Below are 15,352 nucleotides of genomic sequence, written 5' to 3'. Positions count from 1 at the left end.
CCGCCTATGGCCTTCGCCCAGCGGTCGGCGTTATGGTCGGGGGCATATCCAGTCCCAGGGACGAACCATGGCCGCCAAGCCCACCCCCCCGAACCAGCAGAAACACCTTGCCGTACTGATCGATGCCGACAACGCCCCCGCCGCTATCGTCGAGGGGCTGTTCGAGGAGATCGCCAAGTACGGCGTCGCCAGCGTCAAGCGCATCTACGGCGACTGGACCAAGCCCAACCTCGGCAGCTGGAAGAAGGTGCTGCTCGACCACTCGATCCAGCCCATCCAGCAGTTCGCCTACACCTCGGGCAAGAACGCCACCGACAGCTCGCTGATCATCGACGCCATGGACCTGCTCTACACCCGGCGCTTCGACGGTTTCTGCCTGGTATCCAGCGACAGCGACTTCACCCGCCTGGCCGCGCGCATCCGCGAGGAGGGCCTGACGGTCTACGGCTTCGGCGAGCAGAAGACGCCCTCGCCGTTCGTTTCCGCCTGCGACAAGTTCATCTACACCGAAATCCTGCGTGCCGATGCGCCGAAACTCGCCGCCGAACCCGCACCTGCCGAGAAAGTCGCCGCACCGACCGAACCCAGCAAGCCGGCCAAAGGCAGCGACAAGAGCGCACCGATCAAATGCCAGCAGGTGCCGGTGGACTTCATCGCCAAGGTGCTCGAGGACCTGTCCGACGAAGACGACTGGATCCAGCTGGGCACCCTCGGGCAGAACATCAGCAAGCTGCGGCCGGCATTCGACCCCCGCCTGTACGGCTGCACGAAGCTCAGCGAGCTGATCAAGGCGCAGCCCGCGCGTTTTGAACTGGAAGCGCGTGGCAGCACCGCCACCGGCGGCAAGGACCTCTACGTGAGAAACCGCAAGCCGGCGAAGTGACGGCACGCAGGCCGCGCCCGACGGCCGGCCACCTCACCGTCGCGAGCACTTGCGAAGGTGCACAGCGTGCCGCTCATCATTTGCAACCAATCGCCACACCGGCCAGCGAACCACCGACCTCGCGCCTCTTCTAAAGGGGGACCGAACTCTGGAGGTTTCCATGACCAAGCAGCTTCTCGCCGCCTGCAGCCTCGCGCTCTGTGCCTCGTTGGCCCACGCGCAGACTCCTGTGCCACAGATCATCAGCCACCTCAACGGTCTGGACGTCGAGATCAGTCCCATGGGTGTACCAGCCAAGTCCGAAGGTGTCGAAGGCGAATTGCTCGGCGTGCGGGCGGTGAAGGTGATGAACCACGCCGATGGACAGATCACCTGTGAATTCCACGTGCCGGCCGACGCCCGCGCCGACACCTCCGCCCCGCCGGTCTTCACCGTCGCGCCGGGCTCGCAGGCGGTGGAGCGGGTGCCGGGCGAGTATTCGCCAGACCAGCCCTACGCGGAGATCACCTGCCGCTCGAGCGATCGCAGCGCCGCACAGTGAGGCCGCTCAGCGACGCTCCTCGCGGATAAAGGGAATACCCAGGGCGCCAGGCTGATTGCCGGAAACGTTCCTGCCGCTGGCCACCCAGATCATCACCGCCAGGGTCACGGCATAGGGTGTCATCAGCACGAAGTACTGCGGCAGGCGCACGCCGGCGGCGGCCAGTTGCGGGATCAGCGCCTCGATGCAGCCGAACAGCAGCGCCCCGGCCAGCGCCTTCCACGGTGACCAGCGGGCGAAGATCACCAGCGCCACGGCGATCCAGCCGCGCCCACCGGTCATGTCGGCGATCCACAGCTTGGTGCTGAGCAGCGAGATATAGCCTCCCGCCAGCCCGATAAGCGCGGAGCCAGCGAGAATCGCCGCCAGCCGATAGCCGAGCACGGAAATCCCCGCCGCGTCTGCCGCCTGCGGATTCTCGCCGACCGCGCGCAGGCGCAGGCCGGTGGTCGTGCGGGTGAGGAACCAGACCACGGCAAGAACGATCAGCGGCGTCATGAACACCAGCGGGTTCTGCACGAACAGCTTGCCCAGCAGCGGCAGCTCCGACAGCGGCCACAGCTCGACCGCGCCCAGCCCCTTGACCGGCTTGCTGGTCCAGTCCAGCAGCGTGCCGAGCAAGCCGGTCAGGCCCTGGCAGAAGAACACCAGTGCCAGGCCGGCGATCACCTGGTTGATGCGCAGCACCAGCACCATCAGCGCGAACAACAGCGACACCACCGCCGCCGCGCCCATCGCCAACAGCAGCGACGTGCCATGGCTGCCGAACGCCAGCTGCGCGCCGATGCCGGCCAGCGCGCCGACCAGCATCAGCCCTTCCGCGCCGAGGGCCAGCACGCCGGCGCGTTCGGTGAGAATCAGCCCCAGCGCCGCGAGGGCGAAGGGCACGGCGAAGTCCGGCGTGTTGCCGAGCCAGTTGGCGATCATGTCCATCAGCTTTCGCCTCCCTGAACGCGGCGGATGCGGTGGCGGATAAAGAAATCCGAGGAGGCGACGCAGATCACCAGGATCGCCTGGATCAGCTGCACCATGGAAAAGGGGATCTGGTAGAACACCTGCAGGCTGCGTCCGGCAACGAACAGCATCGCCATCAGCAGCGCCACCACCAGTGCCGCCACCGGGTTGTTGCGGGCGAGAAAGGCGATGAGGATGCCGGAGAAGCCGTAGCCCTGGTAGAACGACTGGGTCAGCCGCCCCTCCTGCCCCGCGGTGACGAGAAAGCCGGCGATCCCAGCCATGGCGCCGGAGATCAGCACGGTGCCGATGATCATCTTCTGCACCGGCACGCCGACCGCGCCGGCCACCCGCGGGTTGGCATCGACAAAGCGCAGATAGAGCCCGGCGCGGGAAATGCCGAGGAACCACAGCGCCAGCAGCGCGACGACCACCGCCAGCGGCACTGCCGCGCTGATCCCATCGAACAGCTCGGGCAAGCGCTCGAACGGCTGGAACTGCGGCGAATAGGGGAACGAGCTCTTCGGGTCCTTCCAGCTGCCGTAGAGCAGGTGCAGCAGGAAGTTGATCGCCAGGTAATTGAGCATCAGCGTCGAGATGATCTCGTTGACCTTAAGCCGCAGCTTGAGCACCACCGGCGCCAGCGCCCAGATCAGCCCGCAGATGATCGCCGCTGCGAGCATCAGCGGCAGACGCAGCACCTGCGGGCCGACCTCGAACAGCGAGATCGCCGTGGCACCGATGGCGCCCCAGATCATCTGCCCCTCGAGGCCCAGGTTCCAGAACTTGGCACGGAAGGCCATGCAACCGGCCAGGCCGACGAGAATCATCGGCGAGGCCTGAAACAGCACGGCCTTCAGGCTCTGCGCATCGAATACCGTGAGAAGGACGAACTCATTGAGCAGCTCGCCGGCCGGTACGCCAGCAGCGACGAGGATCGCGGCGGAAATGCTCAGCCCCAGCAACAGCGCGAGACCGATGATCACAGCCTGCCAGTGCCAGGCCAGTTGCTGGCGGATCTCCAGGGCGTAGCGTCGGGACAGCAGCGGCGGCTTGGGCCGTTTCGCGACCTGCGTGACCTGTTCGAGCATCACCGGGCGTACCTGTTCATTCATGGCTTGCCCCCTCAGCTGCTGGCTCTGCGTGGCCCTGTTCGTCGTGACTGACCATGGCCCTGCCGATGGCCTGGCGATCCGCCGGCCGGTTGAATTCGGCGACGATGCGCCCGGCATTCATCACGCCGATGCGATCAGCCAGCGCCAGCACCTCGTCGAGGTCTTCGCTGATCACCAGCACCGCTGCGCCGGCCTCGCGGGCGGCGCGCAGGCGGGCATGCACCGCGGCGGTGGCGCGCACGTCGAGGCCGCGGCTGGGGCTGTGCACCAGCACCAGCTGCGGGTCGCGGGAGAACTCCCGGGCGATCACCAGCTTCTGCGCATTACCGCCGGAGAGCAGCGCGGCCTTCTGTTTCAGCGAGCGCACGCCCTGCACATCGAAACCCGTGACTGCCTCGGCAGCCTCGGCCTCCAGACGCGTGCGGCGCAGATTGAAGAACGAGCCGTAGCGGCCGCTGTGGACCTGGCCGACACCGAAGTTCTCGGCTACCGAAAGCTCTCCCGCCAGCGCGGCGCCGTAGCGATCCGCCGGGATTGCGGCGATGCGCAGCTCGCGGCGCTGTTCAGGACTGGCCCGGCGCAAGTCACCGAAGCCGGCCAACTCCAGTGTGCCATCGCAGCGCTCGGGCAGCCCCATCAGCACGTTGGCCAGTTCGCTCTGGCCGTTGCCGCCGACACCGGCGATGCCGTAGATCTCGCCGGCACGAAGGTTCAGCGTCACGCCATTGAGCGCGCCGTGGCCGCCCGCGCCAGACGACCTGAGGTCACGCACCTGGAGGCGCACCTCGCCCGGCGTCGCCGGCTGGTATTCACTGGCCGGCGCCGACTCACCCACGGTCAGGCGCACCAGCTCCGGCACCGAGACCGTCTGCGGGTCGAGGGTCTGGATGGTGCGTCCGCCCCGCATCACGGTGACGCGGTCGGCAAAGCGCTTCACGTCGCTCATCTTGTGGGTGACCAGGATCACCGCCGAGCCCTGACGGGCAAAGGCACGCACCGTTTCCAGCAGGCGCTCGGCTTCCTGATCGGTGAGTACCGCGGTCGGCTCGTCGAGGATCAGGATCCGCGCGCCGGCCAGCAGCACCTTGAGAATTTCTACCCGTTGCTGCTCGGCCACCGAAAGCGACTCGGTGGGCTTGCGCGGGTCGATAACAAAGCCCAGCTCAGCCGCCTTTTCCGTTATCTGTGCCTCCAGCGCGCTGAGGCGTTGGCGGTGGCTGCCGTTGAAGCTTTTGTTGCCGGGCTGCTCGGGCAAGCCGAGCAGGATGTTCTCGGCAACCGTGAAGGGCTTCACCAGCTTGAAATGCTGGTGAACCATGCCGATGTGGTAGCGGCTGGCATCCCGCGGCCCGCTGAGCCGTACCGCGTTGTCGTTGATCAACAGCGATCCGCTTTCCGGTGCGTAGAGGCCGGCGGCGATGTTCATCAGCGAGGATTTGCCCGCGCCGTTCTCACCGAGCAGCGCGTGCACTTCGCCCCATTTGGCGGTGAAATCCGCCTGAGACAGGGCCATGAAGCCGTCGAACGACTTGCTCACCCCGGTCAGCTGGATCGCGTTGAGGTTGCTCATTGCTGGGTGATCACTCCCTTGACGAACCAGTCCATCTGCCACAGGGCCGGGTCGGCCATGACCTCGCCAGCAGCGATGCGCTCGGTGCCGTCGCGATCGAGCATCGGGCCGGCGTAGATCTTCTTCTCGCCTTTGAGCAGCTCTTCGCGCGCGGCCATGATCTTGGCCTTGTCCGCTTCGGAAACCGCCGGGCCGCAGCAGGCCGCGTCGGTGCCGCCTTCGGCCATGGACAGCAGCGCGCCGTTCTCTGGCGGCGTCCAGTTGCCGGCACTGATCTTCTTCAGCTCCGGCGCGAGGAACTTGTCCCACACCCAGACCGACGAGCAAACGGTCGCCTCGGGGGCGAACTCGCGCATGTCGCGGTGGTGCCCGGTACCGTGCACGCCGCGCTCCTGGGCGACGATCTGCGGTGTCGGGCTGTCGACGTGCTGGCCGAGCACGTCGGCACCAGCGTCGATCAGCGCCATGGCGGCGGCGCGCTCCTTGACCGGGTCGTTCCAGGCGCCGGTATAGACGACGGTGACGGTGGCGTCGGGGTTGATCGCCTGGGCGCCGAGGGCGAAGGCGTTCACCGTCCAGTTCACCTGGCCGAAGGGGTTGGCCGCGACGAAGCCAAGCTTGCCGGTCTTCGACGCCGCGCCGGCCGCCATTCCGCACAGGTACTGGCTCTCGTAGGTGCGCCCGTAGAAGGATTCGAGGTTGGCGCTGTTGGTGGTGCCCGAGCCGTTGAGGAAGGCCACGTCCGGGTACTTGGCGGCCAGCTCCTTGAAGGTGTCCGAGTAACCGAAGGCGGTGCCGATGATGACGTTGGCGCCACGCTGGATCAGCCGGTCCACCGCCGGGCGGATCGAGGAGGCATTCTCCGGCACGCTTTCGACGTACTGGATCTTGGTATCCAGCTCGGCTTCGAGCTTCTGCCGCGCCTCGTCGAAGGCCTGGGTCCAGCCGCCGTCGTTGCGCGGGCTGATGTAGAGCATGGCGATCTTCGCCGGTTTATCGAGGGTCAGCCCCTGCCCTTCCTGCGCCGAGGCGACGTCCGCGGTAGTTGCCAGGCCGAGAGCCACCGCCGCACATAAGGTCCGTTTCATCTGATTGAGCATTTTTTGGTCTTCCTGAGGGTTGGCACGTCAAAGCATGTGGTTGATGCGAAACACGTTGTCTTCCGGGTCCAGCAGCACCGCCTGATACCAGTGGTAATAGGTCTCGTAGGGCGCCTTGATCAGCCGCGCGCCCATGGCGACGGCGATGGGCACCAGACGCTCGACCTCGTCTTTCGAGTCGACGTCGATGTTCAGCAGGAACTTGCAGCCGCGGGTGTCGGCGTACTCATTCAGATGCAGCAGCGCGTAGGCGTCCGGCGCGTTGAAGCCGATGCAGCTCTTGCCGGTATCCAGCCCACGAAAGATCGGCGAGGCGATCTCGGGGATGTTCCTGAAACCGAACAGCTCGCGGTAGAAACCGCTAAGCGCCTCGATGTCCCGTGCGAAGACGTTGACGTAGGACAGCGTGCTCATGCGACCTCCAGGCCTTTGCCGAAGGTGGTCTGCTTGACGAACTTGGAGAGCAGGTTGTCGCCGGAGGTGACCGGCGCATGGCGTGGCGGATTGGTCGCGCTGCAGCAGCCCGGCAGGCACTCGATCAGCGCGTCGTAGTTGGGCTGATGGAAGAACACCAGCGACTGCCGGCCGTTGTCCGCGGCGCTGTCGGCCGGCGGGTTGACCACCCGGTGCAGCGTGGAAATCCACTGGTCGTTGGTCCACTGCATCATCAGGTCGCCGATGTTCACGGCGAAGCCGCCCTCCACGTAGGGCACGTCTACCCACTCGCCCTGGCGGTTGCGCGCCTGCAGGCCGCCGAGGGCGTTGTCCGGCTTGACGATGGTCAGACTGCCGTAATCGGTGTGGGCGCTGGCGCGCAATTGGCCCGGTTCGACCTCACCCTTGACGTCCGGGTAGCTGAGGCTGCGGAACATGCTGATGTGCTGGTCGATCTTGTCGTCGAAGAAGGTTTCCGGCAGCTCCAGCGCCAGGGCGAAGATACGCATCAGCGATTGCGCCAGCTCGCTCATGGCGGCGAAGTATTCGCGATACGCCTGCTCGAAGCCGTCGATGCCGGTAGGCCAGACGTTTGGCGCGAAATGCGGGCCGGCAGCGGCGCAGCGGTAGTAGGGCTCGTCCGGCACGTCGCTGGGGCCGATGGAGAAGGATTCCTTGAGATCACCCGGCGCCGCCTCCTCCATGGAGTACGACAGGCTCTCTTCGGCGATGGCGCTGTAACCGCGCACCATTTCCGGGCTGGGCCGGTCGACCTTGCGCTTCTCCGCCAGCGGCAAGGCGAAGAACTGCCGCGTCAGACGCGACACACGTTCGATCAATTCCGCTGGAATCTGGTGGTTGGTGATGACCAGAAAGCCGATGTCGCGACAGGCCTGATCCACGGCCTTGGCTACCTGGGCCTTACCCTGCGGTGTGCCGGCGAAGTACGGCGCCAGGTCGATGATGGGAACGTATTGCAGAGTCATGGGTGACGCACTCCTGTGACGCAAGGCTGATAGCTGAGCGCGTCGCCAATGGCGCAGGCGCTTCTCCATTTGCGCTGCCGTGAGGCAGGTCGCGCCGTTGCTCTCAGCGGCGCCAGCGAAGCAAGAGCAGAAAGCGTGCCACCAGAAAGATCTCTTTTAAGATCAAACAATTAGAAAAGCGATAGCTAAAAAACGGATCAAATGGTCCGGATCGGAGCACTTGGTTTGTGCGTCGAGCACGAAAAGCGGGCGACATGCCGTGGCGCACTGGCCGGCCGGCTCAGGCAGCGAACCGCCAGCGTGCCGCTCCGCCGACCGGTGGACCAGCAACTGGCGTTTTGCTAGCTTCAATGCGCCGCCCGTCGGTTTCTCGGGTGGCAGCCTGCTTCGCGGCCCAACGGCCATGGATGCGGCTGCTAGGCACTCCAGGCTTCAGCACGACATGCCTGGTCGGGCCGCCTTACGGCTCCGTGTGCAGTTCGCCGAGAGAATAACGATGCTGACCAAACGCCGGCGCTCCTTCACAGGATTCATTGCCCTGTCCCTCGTACTGACGGGCTTCTCGGCCCAACTGCTGTTCAAGTCCGAGGTCCGGCGCTGGGAAACCCGCTTCGCCCAACACGTACAGAACGTCTCGGGTGCCGTACGCAATCACCTGGATACCAACGAGGCCGTACTGGCCGGTTTCTCGGCCTTCCTGCAGGCTGTCGAGCAGAGCGATGCGGATGCCACGGCCCGTTACGCGGCCGCCGTGGTCGCCGCGTACCCGCAGATCTACATGTTGGAGGTGGCACGCGGCGTCCCTCTTTCCGAGCAGTACGGCTTCGAGAAGCTGCTGCGGCTGAGCTGGCGAGCAGACTTCAAACTGAAGGACTTTCCCAGCCTGACCCAGCGGCCCGCGCTGCGGCAGGTGCAACTGAACGAAACCTGGCCGCTGCTATTCATGCACCCGGAGCTTCCGCAAGCCAGCGCGTTGTACGGCGTCAGGCTGGAAACGGTGGACTACCTGTCCCACGCACTGGCGAAGGCCAAACGCACGGTCAAGCCGGTCGCCACTCCGGTTTTCGCCATGTACGAAGGCGGCAACGCCTACATTCTGCTGCAGCGCGTCAAACGCTCGGAGGGAATGCAACAGCGCGGCGGCCTGAATTTCTTCGGCAGCACCATGGTCGCACTGCTGCTGACCAGGACGGACTCGCTATTGGCCGCGGTACACAACGCCGAAGTGGATCACCGGGTGCGCCTCGAGGCGCTGCTCAAGGCCGGCACGGGCGTGCCGCAGCACCTGTTCTCGACGGAATCCGAGCCGACCGGCGCGCTGGATCGGCTGTTGCTGCCGCTCCTGCAGGATCGGGTCGAGATCCGCAGCCTGTCGCAGCCCACCACCCTGCTGTTCGAACGCCAGCTGCGGCTGGGCGATGTCCTGACCTTCGAGACGCTGACGCTGCTGGCGATTCTCGCCGGCGCCCTGGTGCTGCTACCGGTGGTGCTGGTACGGCATTTCCGCACCATCGAACTGGCGGAACGCGAGCATGAGCGCTCGGTTTATCTCGCGACCCACGACGTCCTCACCCGCCTGCCCAACCGCCACCTGCTGGCGGACCGCTTCGGCGAGGCCTACGCGTACTGGCAACGCCACGGGACTCCGTTCGCCCTGATGGTCGTCGACCTCGACCATTTCAAGGACATCAACGACCGTTTCGGCCACGAGATCGGCGATCAGGTGCTGCAGACCGTCGCCGACCGCATGCGCCACGCGACCCGCGCGTACGACACCGTCGCGCGTTATGGCGGCGACGAGTTCGTCGTGCTGGTCAGGGATCTCGCCACCCCCGCTGACGCGGAAGCAGCAGGCCGCCAGCTGCTACAGGCCATCAATCTCCCGATCGAGACGGCAGCTGGCACGCAATCGGTATCGTGCAGCATCGGCATCGCCCTGTGTCCCAGCCAGGGCGAAACCTTCGATGCGCTGCTGACCGCGGCGGATCAGGCGATGTACCGGATCAAGCAACGCGGCCGGGAAGGTATCGCGCTCAGCGACAGCAGCGGCTGAAGCCGGCTCATTCGACTCCGCTGTCTCGGACGCGCTTGATCCGATGGTCCCAACGACGCTTGGCGAAACGACGCATATTTGGGATGTCATCGGTTTCGTCCATGATCGGCTTACCGATGATGGTTTCCATGATGTCTTCCAGCGTGACCAATCCGCGCCAGCTCCCGAACTCGTCGTAGACCAGGCACATGTGCTGGCGCTCCTGCATGAGCTGGGTCATGAGGTTTTCGACGCTCGCCGTGTCGGGTGTGACCCTCAGCGGTTTCATGATGGTCGAGACCGGTGCGTCATCATCCTCCGCCGCAAGCGCGTCGTAGCGGAAGATGACGCCCATCGGAGTTTCGTCCGCAGCAATCACGGGATAGCGCGAAAACTGGCTGTCGGCGACCTTCTTCTTGAGTGCGCCGATCGGAGCGTCCGGCGGCGTGAAATCGCACACCGTGCGCGGCGTCATGATGTCGTGCACCTTGATCTCATGCAGGTCGAGGATGTTGCTGATGACGCGCTGCTCATCCTCGTCGAGGCTTTTCGTCTCACGGCCGAGCAGGGTCAGCGCCTTGATTTCCTGACGAATGTCGTGCTCCGGCTCTTTGCCGCCGAACAGTCGCATGATCATGTCCGAGAGCAGGATGAAGGGCTTGAGCAACAGAATCATGCCGTTCAACAGCGGAGGTAGATAAGGCGCGAGTGAGCGCCAGTAGCGCGCACCGATGGTCTTCGGAAGAATTTCCGATAGCACCAGAATCAGCACGGTCATCACCGCCGAGGCGATACCGACGTAGCCGTTCCCGAACACGACAGTGACCTGCGCGCCAACACCGGTCGCCCCGACGGTATGCGCAACGGTATTGAGTGTGAGGATGGCTGCGAGCGGCTGATCGACCTTGTCCTTCAGCCCTTTCAGCCGCTCATAGAGTTTGGGCCTGGTGGTTTTCTGGTGAGCGATGAAGCTGGGCGTCAGGGAAAGCAGGGCAGCTTCGAGAATGGAACAGACAAAAGAGACCAGGATGGATAAGACAGCGAACGCTATCAGAAGGGTCATGAGCCAAGTGCATCGTTGGTAAGGGCATGCCAATTTACAGCAAAGCTGTAAAACGACAGCGGAGAGCCCGGACCTAGCTGCAACATTTCATTTCCCCTGCCGTACGACACGGGTGTCCATCGGCCTTTGCCCGCTTACCGTTCAGCGGTCATACCCAGCCGCCGGCATCGAGTAATGACCCGCTCGACTGATGTGGCATACACCGAGCCCAGAGTGAACTGGCAGGAGCGACACGGAAAAGCAAAAAGCAGCGCATGTCGTCGCGCTGTTTCCGCGCCTGCCTCGTGTCAGGTAGCGACGACTCCATTCACACCCAGAAGGAGCTATGCCACATGGACATTCCACGCATCTTCAACATCACTGAAAGCGCTCACCGCATCCACAACCCGATCACTCCCGAGAAGCTTGCCACTCTCGGCGCGGCGTTGCGTCTCGAGCCGGGGGCTCGGCTGCTCGATCTCGGCAGCGGTTCGGGAGAGATGCTGTGCACCTGGGCACGCGACCACGGCGTCATTGGCACCGGAGTCGATATGAGCCAGCTGTTCAGCGAGCAGGCGAAACGCCGTGCGGTGGAGCTCGGTGTCGCCGATCAAGTGCGGTTCATCCACGCTGACGCTGCCGGCTATGTCGCCGACGAGAAGGTCGATGTGGCCGCCTGTGTCGGCGCCACCTGGATCGGCGGTGGCGTCGCCGGCACTATCGAGCTACTCACACGGAGCCTGCACACCGGCGGGATCATCCTCATCGGTGAGCCCTACTGGCGGCAATTACCGCCGACGGAGGAGGTGGCCAAGGGCTGTCTGGCCAATTCGATTTCCGACTTTCTCATGCTTCCCGAACTTCTCGCGTCTTTCGGCCGCCTGGGCTACGACGTCGTTGAAATGGTTCTGGCTGACCAGGACGGTTGGGACAGGTACGAGGCGGCCAAATGGCTCACCATGCGCCGCTGGCTTGAAGCCAACCCAGGCGACGAGCTCGCGAACGAAGTGCGGACCAAACTGACCACGGAGCCTGAACGCTACGCCGCCTTCACGCGTGAATACCTGGGCTGGGGGGTGTTCGCGCTCATGCAGCGCTGATGAGCCGGCGGCGATCCACCACAGCACGCAGTCGGGCGATTCACTCACGAGCTTGTGTCGAGGTTCCGCCCTCCGCTACGGTTTACCGCCTCGATGGATCGACCAACCGAGTTCAGGAGCATTGCAGATTGATCAAGACAGGGATGTTGGCGCTGGGGATGTTGCTGGCGCTATCGGCACAGGCGGCCGAGCAGCGGGTCTACCTGGTGGCGACGGTGCAGCTGGATGGTTCCAGCCTGGCACAGAGCGTGTTTCTTCACGAACCGCAGATCACCGACCTGGAGGGCTGCCTCGATGCGGTGCGCGAGGGGCAGAGCACGCGGGACTGGCAACGGTATCGGCACATCTTTCGCCGCGACCGCTTCAAAGGGTTCTCCGGTCATATGCGCTATCGCTGCGCCTTCAGCGATCTGCAGTTCAGCAGCTGGCACGATGGCCCGCGCTACAACCAGCCCTATCTGATCAGTGTCGATGAGGCGTCCACGCTCAACGTGGTTCGGACACCGAGCCAGGCCAAGTGCATGACGCAATTGCGCGCGCTGCCCGCCGGCAAGCAGGAGCAGAGCTTCTGCGCCATGGGCAACCAGCACATCAAACCCTGAGCCAGGCTGCCGGATGACGATGCGCAGGCGTGTCGTTCGCTGACCACCCGGAAAAGGCAGGCTTGTTTTCCAGCCGAAGCAAACCTGCCCCCCTCCACCCGTTTGCAGATGAACGTCCCGTCAGCGTGGCCTGACCCCGTCCAGTATCAGCGCCTGCAGACTCTTGAGCGTCTCCTCGAAGAACGCCGGATCATCCAGCGTCCTGCCCGCCACCGCCTCGACCTGCACGCGAAAATCGGCGTAGTGCTGGGTGGTCGCCCACAGCGAGAAGATCAGGTGATGCGGCGCGATGGGGGCGAGCTTGCCGGCGTCGATCCAGGCCTGGATCACGGCGACCTTGTTCTCCACCAGATCGTGCAGCGGCTGCTGCAGCTCGCCCAGCAGCAACGGCGCGCCCTGCATGATCTCCATGCAGAACAGCCGCGATTCGGCGGGATGGTCGCGGGAGAGTTCGAGCTTGACCCGCAGGTAGTCGCGGATCGCCTCGACCGGGTCCTGCTCGACGGAGAACGCCTGCAGCGGCTGCAACCAGACCTCCAGCAGCTGGCGCAGGACGTTGGTGTACAGCTCTTCCTTGCTGCCGAAGTAGTACAGCAGGTTGGTCTTGGAGACGTCCGCCTGGGTCGCCACCTGGTCGAGGCTGGTGCCGTGCAGGCCGAAGCGGGAGAACAGCTCGAGCGCGGCCTGGAGGATGCTGGCGCGCTTGCTTTCGATCATGCGCAGGCGCCGATCCTGTGCGCTCGCGCTCGGCACGCGGGCTGCACCCTTTGCGCGGGGGGTCTTGCTGGCGGTGAGGCGTCTGCGTGGCGGAACGACGGGTTGGTCTGTCACGGGATTACCGGATCGGCTCGAACGAGGCGCTACTGTAGCGCGGCGAGCGTGCGGCGCACGAGCGACGAAGGCGGCAAGCGGCGGCTGCACGATCTTCGTGCGCGACGCACAAACCAGGTGCTCCGATTCAGACCAAATGGTCCACATCACCCCACCTAGATAACTCATCTCTTTGATTCAAAAGCCAAATCACTTTCTGGCCTGCATCCTGCTAATGCCCCTGCGACCCTGCCCGTCACGTTCGGGCAGCGCTTTCTAGCCATTGCGTACAGAGGTGCTACCCATGGATGTTGGTGTTTTCATTCCGATCGGCAACAACGGCTGGCTCATCTCCGAGAATGCGCCGCAGTACATGCCGAGCTTCGAGCTGAACAAGGCCATCGTGCAGAAGGCCGAGGGCTACGGCTTCGACTTCGCGCTGTCGATGATCAAGCTGCGCGGCTTCGGCGGCAAAACCGAATTCTGGGAACACAACCTGGAGTCCTTCACGCTGATGGCGGGCCTGGCCGCGGTCACCAGCAAGATCCAGCTATTCGCCACCGCCGCCACCCTGACCCTGCCGCCGGCCATCGTCGCACGCATGGCTTCGACCATCGACTCGATCTCCGGCGGCCGCTTCGGCGTGAACCTCGTCACTGGCTGGCAAAAGCCGGAGTACAGCCAGATGGGCCTGTGGCCGGGGGATGAGTTCTTCGGCACCCGTTATCAGTATCTCGGCGAGTACGCCCAAGTGCTGCGCGACCTCTGGGCCACCGGCCGCAGCGACTTCAAGGGCGAGCACTTCCAGATGGAGGACTGCCGCGTCAGCCCGAAACCCCAGGCGGACATGAAGATCATCTGCGCCGGCTCATCCGATGCCGGCATGGCCTTCTCGGCGCAGTACGCCGACTACAACTTCTGCTTCGGCAAGGGCGTGAACACCCCGACCGCCTTCGCCCCGGCCGCCGAACGGCTGCAGGCGGCCTGCGCCAAGACCGGCCGCCACGTCACTTCCTGCGTGCTGTTCATGGTGATCGCCGACGAGACCGACGAAGCCGCCCGGGCCAAGTGGGAGCACTACAAGGCCGGCGCCGACGAGGAAGCCATCGCCTGGCTTGGCGAGCAGGGCGCCGCCGACAAGGGCGCTGACAGCAACATCCGGCAGATGGCCGACCCAACTTCGGCGGTGAACATCAACATGGGCACGCTGGTGGGCTCCTACGCCAATGTCGCGCGGATGCTCGATGAGATCGCCACGGTGCCCGGCATGCAAGGTGTGATGCTGACCTTCGACGACTTCCTCGAGGGCGTCGAAGCCTTCGGCCAGAAGATCCAGCCGCTGATGCAGAGCCGCCGGCACGTCACCGCGCTGAAGGAGTCGGCCTGATGAGCGCCGTCGAACAGGTCTCGGGCTACGGCCTGAGCGCAACGGACGAGCCCGTGCAGCTGCCGGCGCGCCCCGAGCCGCTGCTGATGAAGGCCAGCGAAACCGCGCTGATCGTGGTGGACATGCAGAACGCCTACGCTAGCCGCGGCGGCTACCTGGACCTGGCCGGTTTCGATGTCTCGGCGACCCAGCCGGTGATCGCGAAGATCCGCCAGGCACTGGGCGCGGCCCGCGCCGCCGGCATACAGGTGATCTTTCTGCAGAACGGTTGGGATGCAGGCTATGTCGAGGCCGGCGGGCCGGGTTCGCCGAACTGGCACAAGTCCAATGCGCTGAAGACCATGCGCAAGCGTCCGGAACTGGCCGGCAGCCTGCTGGCCAAGGGCGGCTGGGATTACGCGCTGGTGGACGAACTGGCGCCGCAGCCCGGCGACATTCTGGTGCCCAAGCCGCGCTACAGCGGTTTCTTCAATTCGCAACTGGACAGCACCCTGCGCGCCCGCGGCATCCGCAACCTGGTGTTCACCGGCATCGCCACCAACGTGTGCGTGGAATCGACCCTGCGTGATGGCTTCCATCTGGAGTATTTCGGCGTGGTGCTGGCCGATGCCACCCACCAGGCCGGGCCGGAGTTCGCCCAGCAGGCCGCGCTGTACAACATCGAGACGTTCTTCGGCTGGGTCTCCAGCGTCGACGCCTTCTGCCAGAGCTTCGCGATCGCGCCAGAGGTGGCGGTCGCCAGCTGATACCCAAGTGCCCGACCGCGGCGCCCGCAGAGGTGCCCGTTGGGTTCGC

At 64.8% G+C, this 15,352-nt stretch carries 15 protein-coding genes; 7 read left to right on the top strand and 8 right to left on the bottom strand.

Annotated features, from left to right (window positions below; genetic code table 11):
- Positions 1–67: 67 nt before the first annotated feature.
- Both N8H22_RS13990 and N8H22_RS13985 read left to right on the top strand, forming a co-directional pair.
- Complete coding sequence (locus N8H22_RS13990; RefSeq protein WP_264591116.1) at positions 68–883, top strand: NYN domain-containing protein; 816 nt, start codon at positions 68–70, stop codon at positions 881–883.
- Between the two features lie 160 nt (positions 884–1,043).
- A complete protein-coding gene (locus tag N8H22_RS13985; RefSeq protein ID WP_264591115.1) occupies positions 1,044–1,424 on the top strand; it encodes a hypothetical protein in 381 nt (126 codons plus the stop codon).
- A gap of 6 nt (positions 1,425–1,430) precedes the next feature.
- Here the strand turns inward: N8H22_RS13985 and N8H22_RS13980 are convergent, their stop codons facing one another.
- Genes N8H22_RS13980 through N8H22_RS13955 form a run of 6 tightly spaced genes read right to left on the bottom strand, consistent with a single transcriptional unit; the run spans position 1,431 to position 7,584 of the window.
- Positions 1,431–2,357 carry an ABC transporter permease gene (locus N8H22_RS13980; RefSeq protein WP_264591114.1) on the bottom strand — a complete coding sequence of 309 codons (927 nt, stop codon included), beginning with the start codon at positions 2,355–2,357 and terminating at the stop codon, positions 1,431–1,433.
- The gene (locus N8H22_RS13975; RefSeq protein WP_264591113.1) at positions 2,357–3,493 is read right to left on the bottom strand and encodes an ABC transporter permease; all 1,137 of its coding nucleotides are present in this window, start codon (positions 3,491–3,493) and stop codon (positions 2,357–2,359) included. The genes N8H22_RS13980 and N8H22_RS13975 overlap by 1 nt, the downstream gene beginning before the upstream one ends.
- On the bottom strand, positions 3,486–5,063 hold the full coding sequence (locus N8H22_RS13970) for an ABC transporter ATP-binding protein (RefSeq protein WP_264591112.1): 1,578 nt from the start codon (positions 5,061–5,063) through the stop codon (positions 3,486–3,488). The genes N8H22_RS13975 and N8H22_RS13970 overlap by 8 nt, the downstream gene beginning before the upstream one ends.
- Positions 5,060–6,163, bottom strand: a complete 1,104-nt coding sequence (locus tag N8H22_RS13965; protein ID WP_264591111.1) for a BMP family ABC transporter substrate-binding protein — start codon at positions 6,161–6,163, stop codon at positions 5,060–5,062. The genes N8H22_RS13970 and N8H22_RS13965 overlap by 4 nt, the downstream gene beginning before the upstream one ends.
- Positions 6,164–6,190: 27 nt before the next feature.
- Entirely contained in the window at positions 6,191–6,577 is a 387-nt protein-coding gene (locus N8H22_RS13960; protein WP_264591110.1) for a VOC family protein, read from the bottom strand.
- A complete protein-coding gene (locus tag N8H22_RS13955) occupies positions 6,574–7,584 on the bottom strand; it encodes a 2-oxoglutarate and iron-dependent oxygenase domain-containing protein (RefSeq protein WP_264591109.1) in 1,011 nt (336 codons plus the stop codon). The genes N8H22_RS13960 and N8H22_RS13955 overlap by 4 nt, the downstream gene beginning before the upstream one ends.
- Before the next feature lie 496 nt (positions 7,585–8,080).
- On the opposite strand from N8H22_RS13955, the gene N8H22_RS13950 reads away from it, so the two are divergent.
- Complete coding sequence (locus N8H22_RS13950) at positions 8,081–9,637, top strand: GGDEF domain-containing protein (RefSeq protein ID WP_264591108.1); 1,557 nt, start codon at positions 8,081–8,083, stop codon at positions 9,635–9,637.
- Positions 9,638–9,644: 7 nt separating this feature from the next.
- Here the strand turns inward: N8H22_RS13950 and N8H22_RS13945 are convergent, their stop codons facing one another.
- On the bottom strand, positions 9,645–10,679 hold the full coding sequence (locus tag N8H22_RS13945; protein ID WP_264591107.1) for a CNNM domain-containing protein: 1,035 nt from the start codon (positions 10,677–10,679) through the stop codon (positions 9,645–9,647).
- A gap of 332 nt (positions 10,680–11,011) precedes the next feature.
- Between N8H22_RS13945 and N8H22_RS13940 the strand changes: the two genes are divergently transcribed.
- Together N8H22_RS13940 and N8H22_RS13935 are read left to right on the top strand one after the other, a co-directional pair.
- Entirely contained in the window at positions 11,012–11,758 is a 747-nt protein-coding gene (locus N8H22_RS13940; RefSeq protein ID WP_264591106.1) for a class I SAM-dependent methyltransferase, read from the top strand.
- Between the two features lie 143 nt (positions 11,759–11,901).
- On the top strand, positions 11,902–12,360 hold the full coding sequence (locus N8H22_RS13935; protein ID WP_264591452.1) for a hypothetical protein: 459 nt from the start codon (positions 11,902–11,904) through the stop codon (positions 12,358–12,360).
- Positions 12,361–12,480: 120 nt separating this feature from the next.
- Here the strand turns inward: N8H22_RS13935 and rutR are convergent, their stop codons facing one another.
- Positions 12,481–13,113 carry an HTH-type transcriptional regulator RutR gene (gene rutR, locus N8H22_RS13930; protein ID WP_264591105.1) on the bottom strand — a complete coding sequence of 211 codons (633 nt, stop codon included), beginning with the start codon at positions 13,111–13,113 and terminating at the stop codon, positions 12,481–12,483.
- A 361-nt stretch (positions 13,114–13,474) separates the two neighbouring features.
- On the opposite strand from rutR, the gene rutA reads away from it, so the two are divergent.
- Positions 13,475–14,557, top strand: coding sequence for a pyrimidine utilization protein A (gene rutA, locus N8H22_RS13925; RefSeq protein WP_264591104.1), 1,083 nt, complete (start codon positions 13,475–13,477; stop codon positions 14,555–14,557).
- Positions 14,557–15,303 (top strand): pyrimidine utilization protein B, encoded by a 747-nt coding sequence (gene rutB, locus N8H22_RS13920; RefSeq protein ID WP_264591103.1) that lies wholly within the window; start codon positions 14,557–14,559, stop codon positions 15,301–15,303. The genes rutA and rutB overlap by 1 nt, the downstream gene beginning before the upstream one ends.
- The last annotated feature ends 49 nt before the right edge of the window (positions 15,304–15,352 follow it).

Source organism: Stutzerimonas sp. S1, from assembly GCF_025966695.1.
In the GTDB taxonomy this organism is placed as follows: domain Bacteria; phylum Pseudomonadota; class Gammaproteobacteria; order Pseudomonadales; family Pseudomonadaceae; genus Stutzerimonas.
This window is presented reverse-complemented; position numbering and strand designations above follow the sequence as displayed.